General features: G+C 67.0%; 24 protein-coding genes. 14 read left to right on the forward strand and 10 right to left on the reverse strand.

The genetic code is table 11. The annotated features are described in order from the left end of the window. Nucleotides 1-134 precede the first annotated feature (134 nt). The 3 genes from GFS60_RS15105 to GFS60_RS15115 all read left to right on the forward strand — a co-directional run bounded on the left by GFS60_RS15105 (nucleotide 135) and on the right by GFS60_RS15115 (nucleotide 1,707). A complete protein-coding gene (locus GFS60_RS15105; RefSeq protein WP_159922394.1) occupies nucleotides 135-677 on the forward strand; it encodes a hypothetical protein in 543 nt (180 codons plus the stop codon). A 111-nt stretch (nucleotides 678-788) separates the two neighbouring features. Next, nucleotides 789-1,250, forward strand: coding sequence for a hypothetical protein (locus GFS60_RS15110; protein ID WP_159922396.1), 462 nt, complete (start codon nucleotides 789-791; stop codon nucleotides 1,248-1,250). A gap of 121 nt (nucleotides 1,251-1,371) precedes the next feature. Next, entirely contained in the window at nucleotides 1,372-1,707 is a 336-nt protein-coding gene (locus tag GFS60_RS15115; RefSeq protein WP_201453580.1) for a hypothetical protein, read from the forward strand. 4 nt (nucleotides 1,708-1,711) lie between these two features. Here the strand turns inward: GFS60_RS15115 and GFS60_RS15120 are convergent, their stop codons facing one another. Next, the gene (locus GFS60_RS15120) at nucleotides 1,712-2,167 is read right to left on the reverse strand and encodes a hypothetical protein (protein WP_159922398.1); all 456 of its coding nucleotides are present in this window, start codon (nucleotides 2,165-2,167) and stop codon (nucleotides 1,712-1,714) included. Nucleotides 2,168-2,314: 147 nt separating this feature from the next. On the opposite strand from GFS60_RS15120, the gene GFS60_RS15125 reads away from it, so the two are divergent. After that, nucleotides 2,315-2,902: an AAA family ATPase gene (locus GFS60_RS15125; RefSeq protein WP_159922400.1), complete on the forward strand. Its 588-nt coding sequence runs from the start codon at nucleotides 2,315-2,317 to the stop codon at nucleotides 2,900-2,902. A gap of 84 nt (nucleotides 2,903-2,986) precedes the next feature. Here the strand turns inward: GFS60_RS15125 and GFS60_RS15130 are convergent, their stop codons facing one another. Then, nucleotides 2,987-3,892: an amidohydrolase family protein gene (locus GFS60_RS15130; RefSeq protein WP_159927208.1), complete on the reverse strand. Its 906-nt coding sequence runs from the start codon at nucleotides 3,890-3,892 to the stop codon at nucleotides 2,987-2,989. Nucleotides 3,893-3,973: 81 nt separating this feature from the next. Here GFS60_RS15130 and GFS60_RS15135 point away from each other — a divergent pair, with 81 nt between their 5' ends. Both GFS60_RS15135 and GFS60_RS15140 read left to right on the forward strand, forming a co-directional pair. Next, on the forward strand, nucleotides 3,974-4,600 hold the full coding sequence (locus GFS60_RS15135; RefSeq protein WP_201453581.1) for a class I SAM-dependent methyltransferase: 627 nt from the start codon (nucleotides 3,974-3,976) through the stop codon (nucleotides 4,598-4,600). A 140-nt stretch (nucleotides 4,601-4,740) separates the two neighbouring features. Beyond that, a complete protein-coding gene (locus GFS60_RS15140) occupies nucleotides 4,741-5,388 on the forward strand; it encodes a HemK2/MTQ2 family protein methyltransferase (RefSeq protein WP_159922404.1) in 648 nt (215 codons plus the stop codon). A 26-nt stretch (nucleotides 5,389-5,414) separates the two neighbouring features. Here GFS60_RS15140 and GFS60_RS15145 read toward each other — a convergent pair whose 3' ends face one another. After that, entirely contained in the window at nucleotides 5,415-6,026 is a 612-nt protein-coding gene (locus tag GFS60_RS15145) for a flavodoxin family protein (protein WP_159922406.1), read from the reverse strand. A 171-nt stretch (nucleotides 6,027-6,197) separates the two neighbouring features. On the opposite strand from GFS60_RS15145, the gene GFS60_RS15150 reads away from it, so the two are divergent. Beyond that, nucleotides 6,198-6,629, forward strand: a complete 432-nt coding sequence (locus GFS60_RS15150) for an ATP-binding protein (protein WP_159922408.1) — start codon at nucleotides 6,198-6,200, stop codon at nucleotides 6,627-6,629. Beyond that, the gene (locus GFS60_RS15155) at nucleotides 6,629-7,426 is read left to right on the forward strand and encodes a SigB/SigF/SigG family RNA polymerase sigma factor (protein WP_159922410.1); all 798 of its coding nucleotides are present in this window, start codon (nucleotides 6,629-6,631) and stop codon (nucleotides 7,424-7,426) included. The genes GFS60_RS15150 and GFS60_RS15155 overlap by 1 nt, the downstream gene beginning before the upstream one ends. An 11-nt stretch (nucleotides 7,427-7,437) precedes the next feature. Here the strand turns inward: GFS60_RS15155 and GFS60_RS15160 are convergent, their stop codons facing one another. Then, nucleotides 7,438-7,692, reverse strand: a complete 255-nt coding sequence (locus GFS60_RS15160) for a hypothetical protein (RefSeq protein ID WP_159922412.1) — start codon at nucleotides 7,690-7,692, stop codon at nucleotides 7,438-7,440. Nucleotides 7,693-7,800: 108 nt separating this feature from the next. Between GFS60_RS15160 and GFS60_RS15165 the strand changes: the two genes are divergently transcribed. The 5 genes from GFS60_RS15165 to GFS60_RS15185 all read left to right on the forward strand — a co-directional run bounded on the left by GFS60_RS15165 (nucleotide 7,801) and on the right by GFS60_RS15185 (nucleotide 14,357). Beyond that, a complete protein-coding gene (locus tag GFS60_RS15165) occupies nucleotides 7,801-9,096 on the forward strand; it encodes an ATP-binding protein (RefSeq protein ID WP_159922414.1) in 1,296 nt (431 codons plus the stop codon). A gap of 16 nt (nucleotides 9,097-9,112) precedes the next feature. Beyond that, a complete protein-coding gene (locus GFS60_RS15170) occupies nucleotides 9,113-11,161 on the forward strand; it encodes a CocE/NonD family hydrolase (RefSeq protein ID WP_159922416.1) in 2,049 nt (682 codons plus the stop codon). A 70-nt stretch (nucleotides 11,162-11,231) separates the two neighbouring features. Continuing rightward, nucleotides 11,232-12,332, forward strand: a complete 1,101-nt coding sequence (locus GFS60_RS15175; RefSeq protein ID WP_159922418.1) for an Rv2629 family ribosome hibernation factor — start codon at nucleotides 11,232-11,234, stop codon at nucleotides 12,330-12,332. Continuing rightward, entirely contained in the window at nucleotides 12,329-13,426 is a 1,098-nt protein-coding gene (locus tag GFS60_RS15180) for an FUSC family protein (protein ID WP_236603474.1), read from the forward strand. Before GFS60_RS15175 ends, GFS60_RS15180 begins: the two co-directional genes overlap by 4 nt. Before the next feature lie 148 nt (nucleotides 13,427-13,574). Continuing rightward, the gene (locus tag GFS60_RS15185) at nucleotides 13,575-14,357 is read left to right on the forward strand and encodes a GAF and ANTAR domain-containing protein (RefSeq protein WP_159922420.1); all 783 of its coding nucleotides are present in this window, start codon (nucleotides 13,575-13,577) and stop codon (nucleotides 14,355-14,357) included. Between the two features lie 2 nt (nucleotides 14,358-14,359). On the opposite strand, the gene GFS60_RS15190 is transcribed toward GFS60_RS15185, so the two are convergent. The 6 genes from GFS60_RS15190 to GFS60_RS15215 all read right to left on the reverse strand — a co-directional run bounded on the left by GFS60_RS15190 (nucleotide 14,360) and on the right by GFS60_RS15215 (nucleotide 20,307). Then, the gene (locus GFS60_RS15190; protein ID WP_159922422.1) at nucleotides 14,360-15,184 is read right to left on the reverse strand and encodes a glycosyltransferase family 2 protein; all 825 of its coding nucleotides are present in this window, start codon (nucleotides 15,182-15,184) and stop codon (nucleotides 14,360-14,362) included. Continuing rightward, nucleotides 15,181-16,185, reverse strand: a complete 1,005-nt coding sequence (locus tag GFS60_RS15195; protein ID WP_159922424.1) for a glycosyltransferase — start codon at nucleotides 16,183-16,185, stop codon at nucleotides 15,181-15,183. The genes GFS60_RS15190 and GFS60_RS15195 overlap by 4 nt, the downstream gene beginning before the upstream one ends. Then, a complete protein-coding gene (locus GFS60_RS15200) occupies nucleotides 16,182-17,309 on the reverse strand; it encodes a glycosyltransferase (protein ID WP_159927210.1) in 1,128 nt (375 codons plus the stop codon). The genes GFS60_RS15195 and GFS60_RS15200 overlap by 4 nt, the downstream gene beginning before the upstream one ends. Further along, a complete protein-coding gene (locus tag GFS60_RS15205; RefSeq protein ID WP_159922426.1) occupies nucleotides 17,291-18,358 on the reverse strand; it encodes a glycosyltransferase family 1 protein in 1,068 nt (355 codons plus the stop codon). Before GFS60_RS15205 ends, GFS60_RS15200 begins: the two co-directional genes overlap by 19 nt. A gap of 66 nt (nucleotides 18,359-18,424) precedes the next feature. After that, nucleotides 18,425-19,855, reverse strand: a complete 1,431-nt coding sequence (locus GFS60_RS15210; protein WP_159922428.1) for an alpha,alpha-trehalose-phosphate synthase (UDP-forming) — start codon at nucleotides 19,853-19,855, stop codon at nucleotides 18,425-18,427. Continuing rightward, nucleotides 19,852-20,307, reverse strand: coding sequence for an STAS domain-containing protein (locus tag GFS60_RS15215; protein WP_159922430.1), 456 nt, complete (start codon nucleotides 20,305-20,307; stop codon nucleotides 19,852-19,854). Before GFS60_RS15215 ends, GFS60_RS15210 begins: the two co-directional genes overlap by 4 nt. A 341-nt stretch (nucleotides 20,308-20,648) precedes the next feature. Here GFS60_RS15215 and GFS60_RS15220 point away from each other — a divergent pair, with 341 nt between their 5' ends. After that, entirely contained in the window at nucleotides 20,649-22,301 is a 1,653-nt protein-coding gene (locus GFS60_RS15220) for a RecQ family ATP-dependent DNA helicase (protein WP_159922432.1), read from the forward strand. Nucleotides 22,302-22,320: the final 19 nt, after the last annotated feature.

The raw sequence follows: 22,320 nt of genomic DNA on the forward strand, positions 1-22,320 counted from the left end.
CGGACTCGAGCCTGGACGCCACCCCAGACCTCGTCCATTTCGCACCATCTGTAACAAACTCTGTTCCGATTCCGAAAGTGGAAGGGGGCGGACGACGTCTTCATTCTCGCGGTAACAAAGGAAATGGAGTGCTCATGAGTAACAAGCTGGGACGCCGCGTAGGCGCGGCCGCACTCACTGCGCTCGGGGTGGGAACTGCAGTGGTGGCCGGGGGAGGCGCGGTCGCAAGTGCTCAGCCCGCGCCACCGACATCGACAACGATGACGTGTTCGAGCGCGAATCCACTTATGTGGGCACCGCCATTCACGTGGACCGTCAACGCCGCCTCCGGGGAGTCGCTTCGACCGGGTGGAACCGCGCTGGAGCCGTCGATTCTGCTCAGCGGCGGCAACGAATTGCCCGCGCCGCCCGGTGGTCTGATCCCCAGCATCGGAGTCAACTGGTACGGCACGAGGGTGTCGGTCGACTGGCACAACACAACGACAGGTGCGACCGGTCACAGCGTCAGCGATGAGGCGGCCTGGCAGCAGAAGCCTGGAATACCGATCAACCGCACCTGGGCGGGGACCGGAACGGTGTCGTTCACCGTCACCGTCCAGACCGGCGCCGGATGGTGGTTCGTCAATCCTCAGAACGCCGTCTGTCGGGGAACCATCTCGGTCGTGCCCGGTAGGTGACCCGGACCCATCCCGTCTGATCGGTAGTCGCTAGACGCGGACCTGGCTTGCGTCCGATCCACCCGCCCGATCACGGTCGGGACCGCTGTTCACGAATGTGTCTGGAGCACCATGTTTCTTCCCGAGTTCCGTCGGTCGATCGCGATCAGTGGACTGGTGCTGGCCGGGATGTTCGCCACCAGCAGCCCTGCTGCGGCGGATCAGACGCAAGACCGATGGGTGTACATCCCGGACACGGTGACCGCCGCGGACGGAGTCGCCTGCGGCGGCCGAATCGGGGGAGTCACCGTCGCGACGGACAGGCTGCCCGGGCTGGTCTACGTTCGGCTGAACGCGACGTTCGTCGGGATGTCGACGACGCCTGGTGTGCTGTGCTCGGTATCCGCAACGCTGCACTGGCGAAACGTGGATACCGGAGCAGTCGGAACGTGGTCCGCCGAGGTCAGTGGAGGGCTGATCGATTTCCCGGCGGAACCGTGGGCACACCTCGAGACCGGATCCGGTCGCGTCGAGGTCACGCTGACCACCGATCGTCCGCATATTCCCAGCGCCACCGACATCAACGTGTACTGAGCGGGTTCCGGAGACCCTTGCGCGAGGGGACGTCTGCACAGCGTGCGCGAGTGTCGTGGTCGGGGTCCGCACGGCGGTAAATGTGATGCTCACGCGCGTTGGTTGTTGTTACCGTCGGAACATGCACATTCGCTACCACGTCACCTCGGTCCTGAACCGTGCATCCATTTCGCGACACGGCCTGGACTGGAGCCGAATGGGCGCTGCCCCCGGTATTGCGGGAAGCCGTCGTCCGGAGCAGGAGGGCTGCTTTCTCGCGGCCGACGAGTTCGAATGCGACTGGTTCGTGCGGATGAACAACACGGGCGGAGCCGTGGACGTGTGGGAGGTCCGAAGCATCGACGCTGACGACCTGATCCAATCTCCGGAGGGCTACTACTACTTTCCCGGCGTCATCGCAGCCTCCGATCTGCGGTTGGTGCAACAGGATCTGCCGCCGGTTCACCACCATGCCTGACTCTTCACTGGGGGCGAATCGGATTGCAGCCGACGCTGACATAGGTGACGATCCCCTCTTGGAGTCCGCAGGTCGTGAAGGCGCCCGTCGCACCTCCGACCTCCCACCACGGGGCGCCGACCCCGCCGATGCACGATCCGGTCGACGGTATCCCGGTCGGTGTCCACATGCCCTCGCGGCGATATCCCTGGATCCACGGAATGTGCGAAACACCGCCGGGTCCGGGAATCGCCCGTGGCGTCAGCCCGAAGCACTCGACGGTTCCGATGTGGACCGCGGTCATCCCGGCGGGCACCCCGTGCGCCGTGCAATGAGACGCGCCGGAAGTGGGTGTGGTGGTGGTGTGACAGTCCGCCGACGGTTCGGCGTGGGCGGGTGCTGCGCCCCCCGCGACCACCGCGGCGGCGAGAGCGGACGATGCGGCCGCTCCGGCGAGGACTCTGCGGATCCTGTGGGTCATCGGATACTCCTCTGGGTCCAGCGGAACCCTCCTGATGGTGGGGTCCGTATGTGGTTGTGTCGGTTCGGCACCGGATTCTGTTAGCCGTGGGTGACGGCAACCTCTCCGTCGAGATACCGTGCCAGTGCTGTCCGTTACGGTGTCCCGGTGCCCATGATCGACCCCCGTCAGAGCCTTGCCCGTCGTCCACGGCGAGTCCTCGTCGCAGGAACCTCCGGCGCCGGCAAGACGACACTTGCCGCGCGCATCGCCACGCAGCTCGGTATCGAACATGTCGAGATCGACGCCCTGTATCACGGATCGAACTGGATACCGCGCGATCAATTCCTCACCGATGTGGAGGAATTCAGCTCGCAGCCGCAGTGGGTCACCGAATGGCAGTACGGCACTGTACGCGACCTACTCGCCGACCGTGCTGATCTGCTCGTCTGGCTCGACTTGCCCCGCGCCACCGTGATGCGCCAGGTCACCGCCCGCACCATTCGGCGGCGACTACGCCGCGAGGTGCTCTGGAACGGCAACATCGAGCCGCCCCTGCACCGATTCCTTCTCGACCGAGATCACATCGTGCGCTGGGCCTGGACCACCCACCACAAGAGCGAACTCAGAATCTCCGCACTTGCACAGCGACGACCCGATCTCCCCATCGTCCGGATCCGCAGCCGCGCCGATGTCGAACACTGGCTCGCAGGACCGCTTGTCGGCACTTTGGCGAACAACTCCGACAGGAAGTGATCGCTGTAGCCGGCGCCCGTTCGAAACTTGTTTCATTGGAAGATGTTTCGTGCTCGGCGCCAGACCTGCGTCGGGGGCTCGACATCAACTGCCGGCCGGCAGGCGATACACCCGCCGGGCGGTGTCGCCGAAGAACAGCGCTTGCTCTGTCGCCGACACGTCGCCGAGGGCCGCCTGGACGGTGGATACCATCGTTCGGCTGTCCCACAGCAGGTGGTCGATCGGGTAATGAGAGGCGAACATGCATCGCCGGGCACCGAAGATGCTCAGCGCCGTCCGTACCCATTTTCGGATCGCATCGAGAGATGTTCCGAATATGAGGGCAATTCCCTGCAACTTCAGGACGACGTTCGGAAACTGACTCACCGCCGTGAGGCGTTCTTCCCACCGGGAAAAGCCCTCGGCGGTGAGCTCGACCGGCCAACCGGCCGCCTCCAACACGAAGGTGGTGTCCGGAAAGGCAGCAATGAGTTCGTGTGTCGCGGGTAGCTGCTCGTCATAAACAAGAAGATCCCAGACCAGCCCCGCATCGGCGACCTGCTCGAAGCCGCGCAGCCAAGCCGGGTCCGACAGGTAAGTGCCGGATCCGCCCAGCCGCTTGACAGGGTCGGCCGCCCAGTACAGCGGCTGGCGCACCGCCCGGACCACGGGCAGATCCCGATACCGCGCGAGGGCATCGGCTACCTTAGGTGAATCGAGCCGCACGGCCGCGATGAAGGCGGATGGAATGCCGAAGCGGTCGGCGCAGTGCTGAACCCACACAGCTTCCGCGACACCGTCTGCTGCCCCGAATTCACATGCGACCGAGGCCGTGATGGGCGTCCCGGCAACCTCTGCGCGATAGTCGCGCGGCAGATACGGGCGCGCAGCGTCATAGTAGTTCGGCAGCAAAGCGGTCAGCGCGGGCGGGCGACTGTCGATCCATGGGTACTCGAGGTCGGGAAGGTTGATGAAATGGTGATGAGCATCGACAATGTCCACCTCAGACAGCGTATTTCACTTCGGCGGGTGGGTGAGCGATTTCGTCCTGGAGGTTCGGCACGGTGCACCCCATCGACGATGATCGTGGGCATGGAAAACACGAGCGCGCAACGAATTGATACCGTCCGAGCGTCCTACTCGGTCCGATCCCGGGAATACGTGGATCTCTTCGGCTCCATGGCCTCGACACACCCGTCCGATCGGGCTCTGGTGAGTGCCTGGGCCACCACTCTCACCGGTCCGGTGCTCGACGCTGGATGTGGTCCCGGACAGTGGACGGACTTCCTGGCCGAGTGCGGACTGGAGGTGAGGGGGATCGACCTGGTGCCCGAGTTCGTGAATCGAGCTCGCACGCAGTATCCGCACCTCGTGTTCGACGTCGGCGGCTTCGAGGCGCTGGACGCCGCAACAGGATCACTGGGTGGTGTGTTGTCCTGGTACTCGCTCATCCACCACGATCCGCACGAGATCCGGACTCCGCTCGCGGAGTTCGCGCGCGTCCTTCAGCCGGGTGGGGGGTTGTTGGTGGGCTTCGCCGAAGGAGCGACCGTGGGGACCTTCGACCATGCCGTCACCACGGCCCACCGATGGCCGGTTGCCGAACTCAGCCAGGTGTTGCTCGAGGCCGGCTTCGAGGTGCTCGAGGCACATACACGCACAGGGAGTGGCCACAGGCCGCATGGGGCAATCACCGCGCGCAGGCGAAGCGCCCGGTGATGGACGTCCCCGGCCCGCCCGCGGTCACGTCACATCCTCAGCCCTTCGGCGGCGTGTCCCTCGCAATGGACAGGGACCTCCGTATTGTCGAGTGTGGCGGTCGACGCGGATCGCTGTCGGTGCATGATGAGGAGTCGACGATGTTGCTGCGCATTCCCGGGGTGTATCCGCCGCAGGAAGATACCTGGCTTCTCGCCGACGTTCTCGACCGTCACGGGCTCGCGCCGGGGAGAAGCGTTCTCGACTTGTGTACCGGCACGGGCGTACTGGCACTGCGCGCGGCGCAGGCCGGTGCCCACTCCGTGACGGCGGTCGACGTCTCGCGCCGGGCACTGGTCACCGCATGGACCAACGCGCGGCTGCGCGGCCACCACATTCGGGTGCTGCGTAGCGACCTCGTTGCAGGGGTGCGCGGCGAACGCTTCGACCTCGTGGTGTCCAACCCGCCGTATGTGCCGGCGGCCGACGACGAGCTGCCCGACACCGGGATCGCCCGGGCCTGGGATGCGGGCAAGGACGGGCGGGCACTTCTCGACCGGATCTGCGTCGAGGCACCCGAAGTTCTCGGCGAGTGCGGAACACTGCTGCTCGCTCAGTCCGCATTGAGCGGGGTGGAAAAGACCCAGACGATGCTCGAGGAGCAGGGCCTGTCCGTCGACGTGGTGGCCCGCACCGAGATCCCGTTCGGCCCGGTCCTCGCCGCGCGGCGGGCCCTGTTCGAATCCAGGGGCCTCATCGCGCCCGGGCAGCGCACCGAGGAACTGGTGGTCATCCGGGCCGTGCGGTAGCCGCGCACGACGTCGGCGTCGGCCGTTCAGTCTCCCGGAAGGTACGGCTCGGCTTTCAAGGCACGCGCCAGGTGCGCCGCATTGCGCGCCAAGGTCGCGGTGGTCGACGCCACCGCCTCCGGCACCTCGTCGAGGTCGTTGTAGTCACCGGGTGTCATTGCCTCACCGTTCCAGTACGTGCAGCCCTGTGCGGGAATGGTGAAACCACAGTCGTTGAGGGCCTGGAACAGGTCGGCGACAATCGCGTGGGCCCCGTCCTCGTTGCCGACGACGGCCGCGATCGCGACTTTGTCGAACAGGATGGGACGCTGCCGCTCATCGGTCTCGGACAGTTCTGCGTCCAGCCGCTCGAGCGCCCGTTTTGCCACGCTCGACATCTGGCCGAGCCACGTCGGTGTCGACACGAGAAGGATGTCGGATTCGAGGATGCGTGTGCGGACATCCGGCCACTGATCGCCGTTTCCCATGTCGGTGCCGACTCCGGGGCGGATGTCGAGATCGACCAGTCGCACGGTGTCCCCGGTCACCCCGTGCTTGCCCAGCTCGGCGAGGACCTGCTCGGCCATCAGTTGACTACTCGAGGGTGCCGGAGAGGGTTTCAGCGAACAGGTGAGGGCGAGTGCGGTAAGAGGAGTCATGACAGCGAAGTACCCGGGCCCCCGCCGGGGTACGCACCTCCCGGTCGCCCGAATTCCTACCGGTCGGTTCCGCTGCCCGCGTGCTCGCTGGGGCTGTCGGTCGGTTGAGTAGTGCACTCCCTGGGTACGCTGCCGGAAGTCGAAGATACCGACGACAGACGTGGAGTGCAGATGGCCGAGGTCGACGAGGTTACGCAGATGAAAACGAGATCGGGTGTGCCCGTGGTGCTTCGTGTAGCGGCGGAGTTCGAACAGTTGCCCGTGGTGCGTGCGGTTGCAGAGACCCTCGCCGTCCTCGGTGACTTCACCCTCGACGACGTGGCCGATGTCAAACTCGCGGTCGACGAGGTGTGCTCGGAACTGATCGCGGCAGCGCAGCCGAGTTCGGAGTTGACCTGCTCCTTCGCGGTAGCGGAGAACGCTCTGCACGTCACCATCGGTGGGTTCCTCACCCGGGCCGGTGTGCCCAACCGGGAGAGCTTCGGCTGGCACGTCCTGGAAACGTTGATGGATACGGTGTCGGTGACCGAGGGCCCCCGTGACGACGCGATCGGTGTGCGAGGCGTCACCGTCGACCTCGTCAAACACCGGGGCACCCTCTAGTGTCGCCCGTGTCGGAACGCAGCGAGCGGCGCCGTCCCGGCAGAGATGACTACAAGGACGTGGCGCCGACCCTTGCGCGCCTCGGGGCGCTCGAGAGTACGTCCGCCGAGGCATCGGTGCTGCGCGACGATGTCATCACCCGGTGCCTGCCGCTGGCCGAGCACATCGCCCGCCGGTTCGGTGGCCGCGGTGAGGCGCACGAGGATCTGTTGCAGGTCGCGCGCCTCGGATTGGTGAAAGCGGTCGACCGTTTCGATCCGGACCGCGGCTACGACTTCGTCTCCTACGCCGTGCCCACGATCATGGGGGAGGTGCGGCGCTACTTCCGCGATGTCGGATGGTCGATGCGTGTGCCCCGGCGAATGCAGGAGATGCATGCACTGATCACCAAAGCGGTCGACGAACTGTCCCAGGATCTGGGTCGTTCCCCGTCCGCCAGCGAAATCGCGGCGGAACTGGACCTCGACGTCCGCGAGGTGTCGGAGGGGCTGCTCGCGAAGAACGCGTATCAAACCTTGTCGATGGATGCGACCATGGGCGACGATCCCGATGACCTTCCGCTCGCCGAGACACTCGGCGAGGAGGACCCCGAGTTGGCGAATGTGGAAAGTCATGCGGCGGTGCGGCCGGCCCTCGAGAAGCTACCTCCACTCGAGCGCCGTGTGCTGATGTTGCGGTTCTTCGGCTCGATGACACAGACCGAAATCGCGCAGCGGGTCGGCGTCTCCCAGATGCAGGTGTCCCGGATCCTCGCCCGGACTCTCGCCGGGCTGCGGGAGCAGCTGGGAGACGGCTGAGCAGTGGCCGTTCACCCGCCGAGCGACGCCACCGTCGACTCGAGCTCGGCGGCATGGAATTCGAGGTCACTGTCGCCGTAGTCCCTGTCTTTCGGAAGCCGATCGCGCAGGTCGTCCCGGGTGACGATGACGAACGGCTGCGCCTCGTCCTCGAGGTCCGCGGAGCCGACCACCCGAGGAGTCCCGTCGACGAGAATCAAAGTCGCGTCGGGCAGTGACGAGTCGAGCAGTTCGCGTAAGAGTTTCACCGTCACGTGGGTGTTCATCAGTCGCCTTCCCTCGGTTGGACAATCGATCCCGTCTCCTGCGTACCCAGAGGCTCGGGGGACGAATCTCCCGTTTCCCGGGAAGTGGTTGCGGGAACGCTGCAACGTATGGGTAAGAACATTTTTATTCTCGGCCTTACCGACCTGCAACGCGAAGAACTCGGCACCGTCCGTGACGCGGAGAGTTACCGATTCCACGGCTTGCTCGACTACCACACCCTGGTCGCCCCGGACGAGTACGTGTTCGAGGATCTCCTCACCAGGTGCCGCGAGAAACTCGACGCGTTTCCCGGAACCGTCGACGCGATCATCGCCCACTGGGACTTTCCCACCAGCGTTCTGGCACCCATCCTGGCCGCCGAGCGAGGCATTCCCGCGCCGCCCCTGCGCAGTGTGCTCGCCTGCGAGCACAAGTACTGGAGCCGGCTCGCCCAGCAAGAATCCGTGCCGGACGCGGTGCCCCGGTTCGCCTCCTTCGACCCGTTCGACGACCATGCCCTCGATTCCATCGGGCTCGAGTTCCCGTTCTGGGTGAAGCCGGTGAAGTCGCATTCCTCCCAACTCGGGTTCGAGATCGGTGATGCGGCCGCCTTCCATGAGGCAATCGCAGAGATACGCGAGAGGATCGGCCTGGTGGGGCATGCGTTCGATGAAGCGCTCCGGCGCGTCGACCTCCCCGAGGCGGTGCGGGGAGTGTCGGGCACGACGTGTCTCGCCGAGCAGGTGATCACCGGAATCCAGGCCGCCCCCGAGGGCACGATGTTCAACGGCGAGTTCTCGGTGCACGGGGTCTTCGACATGCACAAGGACGCCACGGGGCACAGTTTCGACCGGCTGGACTATCCGGCGAGCACGGTGCCGCCCGAGGTGCAGCAACGGATGATCGACATCACCGAGCGGTACCTGCGGCACGTCGGATTCGACAACGGCTGCTTCACCTCCGAATTCATGTGGGACGAGAAGGAGGACAAACTCTGGCTGATCGAGGTGAACACCCGCATCTCGCAGTCGCACAGTGACCTGTTCGCCAAGGTGGACGGCATGTCGAACCACGAGGTGGCGATCGACATCGCGCTCGGCACACCACCGCGCCTGCAGCGGCGGCACGGCACATTCGGCGTGGCCGCGAAATGCATCATCCCGCACTACGAGGACGGCATCGTGACGAGGGTGCCGAGCAATGAGGACATTGCCCGCGTGCAGAAGGCGGTGCCCGAGACGAAAGTCCTCATCGATGTCCGGCCCGGCGACCGCCTCGCCGACCTGCCGAACCAGGACGCCTACCGCTATGTGCTCGGGACCATGTACATCGGCGCCGACGACATCGCCCAGTTGGAAAAGCACGTCGACCGCGCGCTGGCGGAACTGCCATTCGAGTTCGAGCCGGTCCCGAACCAGCACTGAGAGGACGGTCCTTTTCATGCAGACGGTCACCGCGTTCCCCCGCGAGGTCCGCGCCATCGAGAACACCTTCATCACCATGCCGGACGGAGCCCGGCTCGCCGCCCGGATGTGGTTGCCGGTCGGTGCGGACACTGATCCGGTCCCGGCGGTGCTCGAATACCTGCCGTACCGCAAACGTGATTCCACCCGTGGGCGGGACGCCCTGAACCACCCCTATATCGCCGGCCACGGTTACGCCTGCGTGCGCGTCGACATGCGCGGCAGCGGCGACTCCGACGGCGTCCTGCAGGACGAGTACCTTCCCGCCGAGCACGACGACGCCTGCGAGGTGATCGCATGGCTGGCCCGGCAGCCGTGGTGCGACGGGAACGTGGGGATGATGGGCATCTCCTGGGGCGGTTTCAACAGCCTGCAGGTCGCCTCCCGGCGCCCACCCGCCCTCAAGGCGATCATCAGCGCCTCGGCCACCGAGGACCTCTACGTCGACAACATGCATTACATGGGCGGGTGCCTGCTCTCGGACAACCTGTCCGAGGCCACCGTGATGTTCGCCTTCAACAGCCTGCCACCGGATCCGGCGATCGTCGGAGACAGCTGGCGGGAAATGTGGTTGGAACGGCTCCGGGGCAGTGGATTGTGGATCGAGAACTGGCTCGAGCATCAGCATCGGGACGACTACTGGAAACGTGCCTCCGTCAACGAGGACTACAGCGCTGTGCGCTGCCCGGTTCTGGCGGTCGGGGGATGGGCGGACGGATACACCAACGCGATCTTCCGCCTGATGGAGCATCTCGACGTCCCGCGCAAGGGCCTGATCGGGCCGTGGGGCCACAAATACCCGCACCTCGGTGTGCCCGGTCCGGCGATCGACTTCCTCGCCGAGGTGGTCCGCTGGTGGGATCACTGGCTCAAGGGAATCGACAACGGTGTCATGGACGAACCGATGGTGCGGGCATGGATGCAGAACAGCGTGGAACCGAATCCTTCCTACGCGCAGCGGCCGGGCCGGTGGGTCGCCGAACCGTCCTGGCCGTCGCCCCACGTCGAGCAGCGCCGGTACACCTTCGGCCGGCACATCCTCACCGAAACCGGTGCGGCCGCCCAGGAGGGCGACGAACCCCGCCCGCTCTTCCTCCAATCGCCGATGAGCGTGGGCATGTTCGCCGGCAAGTGGGCGTCCTACGCGGCCACCCCCGATCTGCCGTCGGATCAGCGTGAAGAGGACGGCGGCGCACTGGTTTTCGAAACCGAATCGCTCGACGAGCCGCTCGAAATTCTCGGGCTACCGGAAGTCGAACTCGAGGTGTCGTCCGATACCCCCGTCGCCATGCTCGCCGCCCGCCTGTCCGATGTGGCCCCGAACGGCGAGGCCACCCGCGTCACCTACGGTGTCCTCAACCTCACGCACCGGGACGGCAGCGAACATCCCGCCCCCCTCACGCCGGGACGGAACTACCGGATCCGGTTGCCGCTCAACGGCGCAGCCCAGGTTTTCCCGGCCGGGCATCGCGTGCGGCTGTCACTGTCCACCTCGTATTTTCCGTTGGCATGGCCCCCACCCGAACCGGTGACCTTGACGGTTTCCACGGGCGGAACCCTCGTCCTGCCCGTCCGCCCGCCCCGCGACGAGGACGACGCCCGGTTGCGCGACCTCGGTGAACCCTGGGCCGCCGAAAAGCTGGCGGTGACCCGGCTTCGCCAGGGGGAGCACCACTGGCGCACCATTCGCGACCTCGAGAGCGGCACCTCCACGCTCGAGATCGTCGACGACCAGGGCTCGTTCCGCATCGACGAGATCGGGACCGTCGTCAGCAGGGCGACGCGGGAGTGGTTCAGTTTCCGCGGCAACGATGTCAATTCGGCGCGCGGCGAAACGCAGACCGTGCGCCGATACGAGCGGGACGACTGGCGGACCGAGGTCCGCACCCGCACGGTCCTGACGTCGACGGCCACGGATTTCGTGATCACCGCGGACCTGGACGCGTTCGAACTCGATGCCGCGCAAGGGGACCGACGGGTCTATTCGCAGAACTGGCACCGACGGATACCGCGTCAGCTGGTGTGACGGGGGGCCGGTTTCGCAGACCGGATGCCGGGCACACGAGAACTGTCGTACACGTGGATTGGAGAAGACTGTGCACGCCGAACGTTTCCACCCCCTGATCTCCGCGGAGGGACCCTTCGCCTCGGTCTACTTCGAGGACTCGCACGACACCGAGGACGCCGCCAAGCAGCTCGAGCTGAGATGGCGCGGCCTGCGCGAGCAACTTCGCGGTGACGGGGCGCCCGACCCGGTGCTCGACACCCTCGAGGAGGCCGTCCTCACCGCCTCCCCGGCGGTGGGTCGCAGCGGCCGCGGACTGGTCGCCGACGCCACCCGGGTCTACCTCGACGAACACCTGCTCCGGCCGCCTGCCGCCACGGTCTCTCGGTATTCCGAGTTGCCGTACCTCGTGCCGATCGTCGAGCACGGAGCCACCGGATCGCCCTACCTCGTCGTCGCCGTCGATCAGGAGGGTGCCGATCTGTCGGTGTACGACCCCCAGGGGCGAGCCGTGTGGTCGGAGACGGTGTCCGGCGCCGACGAGCCGGCACAGGCGGCCGCCGGGGCCGACACCCGCCGTTCCGGGGATCCGCAGCCGCCGGAAGAGGAAGCCGCGCGGCGGACCCTGTCCACCGTGGCCGATCGGTTGACCGTTCTCGCCGACAAACATCACACGGAGCCGATCTTCGTGATCGGGGAGGTGCAATCGCGCACCCAGTTGTTGGCCACCCTGCCCGAACGCTCCCGAGCGGCGGCGGTGGCCCTGGAATCGGGTTCTCGGTCCGCCGGCGCGGGCACGGTGGACGTGCACCGTGCCATCGACCAGGAACTGGCGCGCCGCCGACTGGCGGTGATCGACGACGCCGCCGACCGGGTGCGGGCCGAGAGCGGCCGAGCGTCGGGCCTTGCCGCCGAGGGACTCGATGCGGTGACGGCGGCGCTGCGCGCCGGACAGGTCGAGACGCTCCTCATCGGCGATCTCGAGAACCGCACCGTGCTGGTCGGGGACACCCCGACCTGGGTGGCTACCAACGCCGACCAGCTGTCCGAAATGGGCTCGACCGTGGAAGTCACGCGGCGGGCGGACGAAGCGCTGCCCTTCGCCGCCGTCGCTACCGGTGCAACCCTGATCCGGACCGACGAGCGGCTGACGCCCGCGGACGGTTGCGCGGCCCTGCTCCGCTACACGTGAGGGTGTTCCGCCGCCATCGCACGTGGAGGTCGGACGCCGATCGCGGCACCGTCCTGATCCAGGCGGTCAAAGCGGCCACGGCCGCCGTCCTGGCATGGGTGCTGGCAGCCGTGGTGTTCGCGCTGCCTCAGCCGTTCCTGGCGCCGTACGCGGCGGTGTTCATGATCGAGGCGACGGTGTCCCGCTCGCTGCGGGTGGCGGCCGAACAGCTCGCCGCCGTGTCCCTCGGGGTGGTGCTGGCCGCCGCCGTGGGAGCACTCGTCGACTCGATCACCGTCGGGGTCGGGATCGCGGTTCTGGTGGGCCTGCTCCTCGGGCGCTGGCGCCGACTGGGTTCGAGCGGCATCTGGGTGGCCGTGACGGCACTGCTCATGGTGACGTACGGCGCCGCCGAGGACCCGGATGTGCTCGGCTTCCGCATCGTGGAGATCGCCCTCGGCGCGGCAACCGGGGTCGCGGTGAACGCCCTGTTCCTGCCGCCGCTGTATGTGAAGCGGTCGCAGCGCGCGGTGACCGGGGTGGGGGTGACCGCCGCGAATCTGCTGGCCGAGGTGCCGGAGGAGCTGAAGGGCGGGGCCAGCGGCCGGGCAGCTGAGTGGAACGAGCGGTCGGCGCAGGTCCGCTCGCAACTCGACGAGGCGCTCGAGGCGGTGGCCTGGACCGAGGAGAGCGCCCGCGGCAACCTCCGGTCGGCCGCCTCCCCGGCGCTCGCCGCCAAGGAGCGGTGGGGCAGCGCCGTGGTCGCCCTGTCCGAGGCGTGGCCCCAATGTGCCGAGATTCTGCGCGCCGCAGAACTGACCATCGACCCGCACCCGCCGTTCGACCCTCTGCCGCCGCCGATCGGTACGGCGGCGGCCGAGTTCGTGCAGGCCCTCGCCGAGGTGATCCGGACGTCCTTCGGTGTCGACGCCGAACAGTGCGACCGGGCCGCCGCCGTGCGCACCGCTCGGCAACGCTTGCGCCGTTTCGAGGAAGTGGTCGCCCGGCACGACAGTCAGACCACGGGTTCCTCGATGAGCGCCGGAAGCCTCCTGCGGCCGTGCGGACCGGCGTTGAACTCGCTCGCCGGCGGGGACGACCAGCGGGTTCGCTGACCGGTGTGGGCGGCGTCCCGGCTGCGGGTATCGGTGGGCAGGAGGACATCCGCGGTCGAGTAAAGTCATCTCGACGGTAGAGACAGCTGCTGCGTTCGTTCAGTGGGTGTCCGTTCGGTTACACCCGGAATTTGAGGTGTATCCGAGAATGGTCGAGACTGCTGGTGAGTTTCCCGGGTCGATGCCTCCTACCCTCGACGGTGCCACGGTAGCGGCCCAATTAGGTTCCCTGGCAGTCGCACTCGACGAGTTCAACAGGAACTGCGGATCCGAGGTGGAGATGGACGTTCTCCTCCGGCGGGTGTGCGAGCAGGTGGTCGACGCGATCCCCGACGCCGACCTGGCGGGGATTTCTCTCGTGCGGGACGGCGAGGTGGTGACCGTCGCCTCGACCGGCGACGCGGTGCGCGCCGTCGACCCCCGGCACCTGGTACAGCACCGACCGTCCGCTCCGGCGGACGGTGCCCCCACCGCGGCGGCGAGGAAGGTTCTGCGGTTGCGGCTCGTCGACGCGGCCGTGCAGGCACCCACCCTGGCCGAGGAGCTCGCGCAGGCCGGGATGCGCAGTGTCCTGTCGGCAGCCCTCACGGTCGAAGAGAGCGTCGCCGGCACCCTCGACCTCTACGGGCGCGAAGACCACGGTTTCAGCGACTTCGACGCCGTCGTCCTACTCGTGTACACCACGGCGATCGAGGGGCTCCTCAGGAGCGCGAACAGCGTGACACAGGCCAGGAACGAGATATCGGGCCTGACCAAGGCGATGGAAACCCGTGCCGTCATCGAGCAGGCCAAAGGCATCGTGATGGCCCTACAAGGTGTGTCCGCCGATCAGGCCTTCGAGATCCTCGTCGTGCAGTCCCAGCAGGAGCATCTCAAGCTGGCCGAGGTGGCGCGTCGCATCGTCGAATCGGTGACCACTCCCACCGAGTGAGATCACCGCGGCACCCACCGCAACTTCGCCGCGTCGTAGTCGATCAAGCCGAGGGCCTCGAACGCCTCGAGCCATCCCCGCATCGGCCACCATCCCCACCTGCGGTGGAACAGGTGAGCATTGGCGAGGATGTCGCCCAGGTGCTCGACGGGCGGATCGGACACCGGATGGTGCTGGTGGAACGCGTCTGCGCCGCCGACCCACCGCAGACCGATGCCGGCCTCGGCCGCGGAACACGCGAAGTCGGTGTCCTCACCTCCGTATCCGCGGTATTCGGTGCAGAAACCGCCGATGCGGTGCCAGGTCTCGTGGCTCACGGCGAACGACAGAGACCAGAAGAGGGTGAAGTCGGTCCCGGTCAGGACGGTCCCGTCCTCGGGGGCGGGACGGGCGGGATGCGGATTCCGCAGCTCGGCGAGGCGGTCCAGGTCGTAGCCACCCGGCCCGGGCGGCGGGAGGTAGGTGACCGGCCCGCACAGCAGGGTGGAGTGGTTGCGCGGATGGTCGGCGGCCACCCGATATCGCCGCAGCAGCGCCGGGCCGGCGAGGCAGTCGACGTCGAGGAAGACGATCAGGTCGGCGCCGGCCGCCAGGGCAGCATCGGCGCCGAGATTGCGGGCAGCCGCCAGGGGGAGGGGACCGCCGTCGTGTTCGCACCACACACTGCGGGCGCCGCCGACCTCGGACACCACCTCGGTGGTTCTGCGGTCGCCGATCGCGACCACCACGTGATCGCCCACCCGCTCCGTCATCTGCCCGACGGAACGCAGATGCTGCCGGAGGTGGTGTTCGCGCCGGGCGGCGATCGTCACGACCGCCGTCTTCATCGCAGTCCCCCCGCCCGCTTGGCCACACTGTCGATGACCGCGGCGGCGCGGGCCGCCGCACCGGACGTCTGCCAGCGGACCCATCGCTCGCCGCCCAGTGCGAGCGCACGGTCGACGAGCTGCGGCCACTGCGACGTCTCCGGCCATCGGGGTATCGACACGGCGAGTCCCGCGTTCCCGAGGGCGCGTGCCGTCTCCACCTGCTCGTCGAACGGTCGTGGCTGACCGATGATGATCGCCGGACGACGCGCCGCGGCGATGTCGGCCACCGCGTTCTGCCCGGCATGCGAGACGACCACGTCGCAGCCGCACAGGTGCGGCCACGGGTCCTCGGCCCACGGCGCCCCCGGAATGCCGAGCGCCTGCCACCGGTAGTTGCGGTGCTCGTGTGCGCAATGCCGGATGTCGTCCATCGTCAGGGACGTTCCGCCCGCCCCGCTGAGTACGAGGATGCGGGTCTGCACGGACCGGTCGGGTGCGGTGACGGCGCGTCCCTCGAACCGGCTGATCCCGCCCACGAAGGTCGTCTTGTGGGCGAACTCGCGCAACCACCGGGGGTCGTACAGGTTTTGCGGCCATGCGGCGATGATGTGGTCGGCCAGTTGGTAACCGAGATGGTGCGGTGCGTCGGTGCGCTCGCCGGGCATGGCGATCAGCACGACCGGGACACCGAGCAACCGTACGAGCGCTGCCACCTCTACCGATACGTCCACCACCACCAGATCGGGGCGGGTCGCGTCGATCCAGGACACGATCCGGGCCATCCGTGTCCGCAGCCCGGTGTCGTGTGTGGGCGCCCAGTGCAGCGCGCCGTCGGCGGTGGGGTTGACGGGATCACTGCCGCGGTCGTCACGGGCCAGCGCGATGCTGTCGGCGAAACGTCCCGCGGGCGGTGGCGGCGCCGACGACAGCGTGGTGACCGGCGACTGCAACTGCGCGGAGATATTCGATGCCCGCATCCGGTGACCATGACCGTGATGGTGAATGTAGTAACCGATCACGGTGCGGCCTTCCCCTGCGCCCGGGGGCGGGTGTGGCCCCGCGCCAGTCGGTGGTACAGGCCGACGTACGTGTCGACCATCCTGCGCTCGGAGCACCGTTCCCTGGCGTGGGCGCGCGCCGCCGCACGCGAGCGCCCGACGACGTCCGGGATCGCCCGGGCCAGGGCCTGGACGTCGCCCGCGGCGACGAGACTGCCGCAGTCCGGGGTGAGTACCTCGGGGATCCCACCGCGGGCGAACGCCGCCACAGGCGTTCCACACGCCAACGATTCTGCGACCACCAGCCCATACGGTTCGTCCCACAGGGGAGTCACCAGTGTCGCCGCCGCCCCGCCGATCGCCGCCGCCAGCTCGGGCTGTGCCAGATGCCCGAGATAGGTGACCTCCGATCCCAGCCGAGGCCGGATCATCCGGTCGAAGTACTCGGCATCACTGATCGGACCCGCGAGCACGATCGGGAAACCGGCGCGCCGGGCGGCGTCCACCGCGACATGGGCGCCCTTCTCCGGCACCAGCCGGCCGAACCAGATGAGGTGCGGCCCACCGCGACCTTCGGGCCAGCTGTCCAGATCGACCCCGTTCGGCACCACCTCGATGTCATCGACGGCGTGCTGCCACGCCGCCGCAGTGTGTCTGCTCACGGCCGCGAAATGTGCCCCGGCGCCCGGACGCACTGCGAGCGCCGATTCCAGCCACGGAGTGGGCGGGGTGTGCAGCGTCGACAACACGGGTGCCGGAACGGCAGATGCCATGGCGACCGGCAGATAGTGCAAGCTGTGGTTGTGGACCACGTCGAACGACTCGGCGAGTGGGCCGGACAGGTCGAGCATCAGCTGCAGATAGGCGTGATGCTCCTGCATGAACCACATCGACGGCATCGAAACATCCTGCCGCGCAGCATGACTGACATCCAACGTCCGCACCTGCAGGTGAGCGCAGCCCAGCGTGCGGTCCGAACCCGGGCCCGCGAACAGGGTGACGTGATGACCGTCGCCGCTCAGGGTACGGGCGAGATACCAGACGTGCGATTCCAGACCCCCGGGGAACGGCTGGCGGATAGGGTAGCGACTCGATGCGATGAGGGCGATCCGTAGCGGGTCGGCCGTCACGGCAACACCCGCCAGGAGAGCGCCCGCTCGTAGAGTTCGTAATGAGCCCGTGCCAGGTTTCGCCGCTCCTGTTCGCGTTCACCCCAGGTGGCCCGCAGGTTCGACTGCTCGTAGAGGCCCTCGATGCAACGCTCGAGCGACGAGCCGTCGTAGGCGTTTTCATCGAAATCGTAGCTACCGCAGCGTTTTTGCTGGGCATAGAACCCGCAGGACGGCGCGGCCACCGCGGTGCCCAGGTCGTAGCAGGCCTCGAGCCAGCCGGAGTGGGTACCGAACCGGTACGGCAGCACGGACACCGACAGGGACGACAGATAGTCCCACAACTCTTCGTCGGAGAAGTAGGGGTGTACTCGCAGGTCGACGCAGTCCGACTCGGCGTAGCTCAGCAGCCGGGCTCCGGCGTCGGGGGCGTACCAATGGTTGGCCGGATCGAAAATTTCGTCGTGGACGTCGATCTGCAGGCGCGCCCCGTCCAGCGCCGATACGGTTCGGGTGAGGGTGTCGAGCACCGGGAACGGATCCATGTTCGCTCGAAGACTCTTCACGTGGACACCGACGACGAAGGCTCCCGAAGCGGGCCGAGCGCGTTCGATGAGGGGCCGCTCCACGACGTGCGGATGCGGAAGGACGGTGGCTGTGCGGGCCCAATTCGACTCGATCACCGCGGCCGCACCGGGAGTGAGGGTGACCAGCTCGGTGGCGGCGGGTACCAGCACGTCCAGAGCTTCGAGGTGCGGTTCGGGGTCAGGATGATGTGGGTTACGCAGGTCGTGGACCGTGTACACCAATGGTTTCCGCCGCGACGACAGCTCGTGCACGATGTCCTTCATCAATGCCGGTTCGATGGCGTCGAAACCGAAATGAATGTGGAAGACATCGAAACTTCGGTGATTTCTGCTGATCCATTTCGGGTCGAGCATCAACGGCGGCCACCACCCGCCGGGAACTTTCCGTCCGTCTGCAGGCACCGGATCCGGGAGTCGAACAACGGTGTCGTTGCCTCCCGGATCGGTCAGATGGCGAACGTACACATGAGACGCCGGTACGGAGGCGACCCGAATCACTCATTACTCCTTCGTCCGTGGGCGAGCGGTGCATCATGGTTCGGCGCCCTGTCGGCGCGCGCCGGATCACGGTGGCGTCAGCGCGCCCAGGAACGACTCGGCCCATCGATGCACATCGTGCTCGACAACCTGCTCGTGCAATTTCGTCATACGACGCCGCCCCTGCTCGGGGTCCTGTTCGAGGGCTTCGAGGATCGTGTTTTTCACACCGTCCAGATCGTGGGGGTTGACCAGATAGGCGCCGCGCAGTTCGGCGGCGGCTCCGGCGAACTCGCTGAGCACCAGCGCACCACCCAGATCGGTGCGGCACGCTACGTACTCCTTTGCCACCAGGTTCATCCCGTCCCGCATCGGCGTCACCAGCATGACGTCCGCGGCAAGGTAGAGCGCGATCAACTCTCGGCGGTCCACCGGCTGGTAGAGGTAATGCACCACAGGCTTGCCGATCTGACCGTGATCGCCGTTGATGTGGCTGACCTGCTCCTCGATGGAGCTGCGCATCTTCATGTAGTGCTCGACGCGTTCGCGGCTCGGGGTCGCCAGTTGCACCATCACGGTGTCGGATGGATCGAGACGACCCTCGTCCAGGAGTTCACCGAGCGCTGCGAGGCGCAGGTCGATTCCCTTGGTGTAGTCGAGGCGGTCGACCCCGAGCAGCACCTTCCGCGGGTTTCCCAGTTCGCGCCGGATCTCCGCTGCCCGCGCGACGACGGCAGGATCGGTCGCATCGTCGATGAGTTGCCGGGCGTCGACGGAGATGGGGAAGGCCCCCACCCGGACGACCCGATCGTCCAGCCGCACTTCACCGAGCCCGCTGCGAAGTCCGCCGCCCGCCGCGGTGGTGTCGAGCCCGAGCAGGCGCTCGGCGAGGAAAAGGAAGTTGTTGGCGCCGCCGGGGAGGTGGAATCCGATGAGATCTGCCCCGAGCAGTCCTTGCACGATCTCCTTGCGCCAGGGCAACTGCATGAACAATTCCACGGGCGGGAAGGGGATGTGCAGGAAGAAGCCGATGGTCAGATCGGGACGCATTTCGCGCAGCAGCCGCGGAACGAGCTGCAACTGGTAGTCCTGCACCCACACGGTCGCACCCTCGGCCGCCGTGCGCGCGGTCTCCTCGGCGAAATGACGGTTGACGTCCACATAGGTCTGCCACCAGCCACGATCGAACACCGGCGCGACCAGCACGTCATGGTAGAGCGGCCAGAGGGTGGCGTTGGAGAAACCCTCGTAGTAGCGGGTCACCTCGTGCGAACTGAGCTCGACCGGATACAGATGAAGTTTCCCCGACACGATCGGTTCGACCTTGGTGTCGGGGACACCCGGCCAGCCCACCCATGAGCCGCTCTCCCGATCGAGAATCGGTTCGAGGGCCGTCACGAGTCCCCCCGGGCTCCGCTTCCACCGGGTGGTCCCGTCGTCGAGTGTCTCGAGATCTACCGGGAGCCGGTTCGCCACGACGACGAAGTCGGATGTGCCCTGCGGCGTTTCATCGTTCACGCCGAAATCCCGTGGGTAGGGAGCCCCTCTGCGACAAGCCTGCATGCGTCGTCGAGGGAGGTGGAATACGGCACCACCGTGTCCAGCTTCATGGCGGTCAGAGGCCGGCGGACCGCGGTGTTTCCGGTGACCGCCCAGGGCAGGCCCAGCCTGCGGGCGCGGCCGGCGATGATCTCCAGCACCGAAAGTGCTGATGCGCAGAAGAACTGAACGTGGGTCAAGTCCAGAACGAACGGCAGGCGTTCGTTGATCGCCTCGTCCAGGTGAATACCGAAGAGAGGAACGGTGGTGACGTCGATGTCACCGGAGATACGGACGACCAGGACGCCGCCGGCACCGGGGGTGCACTCGACGGTGAGCTTGCCGTGCTCGGGCTCGGCGGCCCAACTGAAAAGCATGGTGTTTTCTGCAGAATCGTGGTGTCCCGAATGTGCACTGAGAACAGATTTCATGTCGGACTCCTCACGGTCGTAGCGACGAGGGAGACAGGCACGGGAACGGTGTGCGAACCCAGCCCGTCCTTTGCGGCTGGGGGCTCAACCGTGCAGGACACTGACGTTACCCCATCCTGTCAATTCCGGCCTCACCTCCTTCCCGGTGTGCACGCTGCCCGCGACGGCGGCGGGGTGCATAGGTTCCGGGAAGCCGGGTAAACGGGGGCTATGGAGCTCATTGCACTGGTGATACTGGTGGCTGTCGTACTGTTCGTCGTCGCACGTCAGCGTGCGAAGAAGCGGAACCAGGGCTGATTTCTCACGATGCCGCCGACCACGCCGCCATGGGGCAGACGACGATGACCGAGCGCGCATCCGACCTGCGCGCGAGATTGCAGGCGACGGCGCGGGACACATTCGGCTGGGACACCCTGCGCCCCACACAGCTCGAGGCGATGCAGGCGTTGATGACCGGCCGCGACGCGCTCGTCGTCATGGCCACCGGGGCGGGTAAATCGGCGATCTACCAGGTCCCCGCCGTCCTGCTCACAGGGACGACTCTGGTCATCTCCCCACTGATCGCGTTGCAGGAGGATCAGATCGCCGGCATCGACTCGGCGGGCGCACCCCGAGCGGTGGCGATCAACTCCACACGGTCCGCACGCGACCTCGAGGCCACCTGGCGTGCCGTCGAGAAGCAGGAGGCCGAGTACGTGTTCGTCGCCCCCGAACAACTGGCGAACAGCGACGTGATCTCCCGATTCGAGGCAGCGAACGTCTCCCTCATCGTGGTGGACGAGGCGCATTGCGTCGCCGCCTGGGGCCACGATTTCCGTCCCGACTACCTACGCATCGCCGATACCGTGCGAAGGCTCGGTCACCCACCCGTCCTCGCGCTGACCGCCACGGCGCCGCCCCCGGTCCGGCAGGAAATCATCGACCGGTTGGCGCTCGATGATCCCGCGGTGGTCGCAACGGGCTTCGACCGCCCCAACATCACCCTCGAGGTGGACCGCTACGTGAGCAGAGCGGACAAGGAACGCGCCGTACTCGACCGGGTACCGGACCTTCCGCAACCGGGATTGCTGTACACGGCGACCCGCAAGGACGCCGAATTCTATGCCGAAGAGCTGTCCGACCGCGGGCTGCGGACCGCCGCCTACCACGCCGGAATGAAAAAATCCGAGCGGGAAAACGTACACGAACAATTTCTCGACGGCCGCTTCGACGTCGTGGCTGCGACCTCCGCCTTCGGAATGGGTATCGACAAACCCGACGTGCGCTTCGTCGTCCACGCCTCCGTTCCCGACTCCCTCGACAACTACTATCAGCAGCTCGGACGGGCGGGCCGCGACGGGGAGAGCGCGTTGGCGCTGCTGTTCTACCGGCCCGAGGAGCTGTCACTCGGCAGGTTCTTTGCGTCTCACCGAGCGGACGGGAATTTTCTCGCCCAGGTGTTCGAACTGCTCCGCAGCGGTGGCCGCATGAAGATCAAGGACCTCCGCGCGGCACTCGACGCCGGGAGCCGCAAGGTGACGGCAGCGATCAACCTGCTCGAACAAGTCGACGCCGTCGCCGGAGAAGGAAGAGGCTTCACTGCCCGCGACCTGAGCACCGACGAGGCCCTGAGCCGGGCAACCGACCGTGCCGCCGCGGAGGAACGCCTGGCACGGTCGCGTGTCGAGATGCTGCGCGAGTACGCCGACAGCCGCAACTGCCGTCGTAGCTTCCTGCTCGGCTACTTCGGCGAGGCCTTCGACCCGCCCTGCGGCAACTGTGACCGATGCTGCGCGGCCGAGTCCACCGCACACCCGGAGCCCACCGGCGAGGCCGCCGCCTCCGACCAGGACGCACCCTGGCCAGTCGACACCGCGGTCGAGCATTCCGAATGGGGCCCGGGAACCGTCATGAGCGCCGCACCCGACCGGATCACCGTCCTGTTCGACGACCACGGCTACCGGACCCTCTCCGTCGCCGCCGTCGAAGAGTCCGGTGTGCTGCGGTCACGCTGAGCGGCGCACCGACCTCCTC

The sequence above is a fragment of the Rhodococcus sp. WAY2 genome, assembly GCF_009859915.1.
Classification (GTDB): domain Bacteria; phylum Actinomycetota; class Actinomycetes; order Mycobacteriales; family Mycobacteriaceae; genus Rhodococcus_F; species Rhodococcus_F oxybenzonivorans.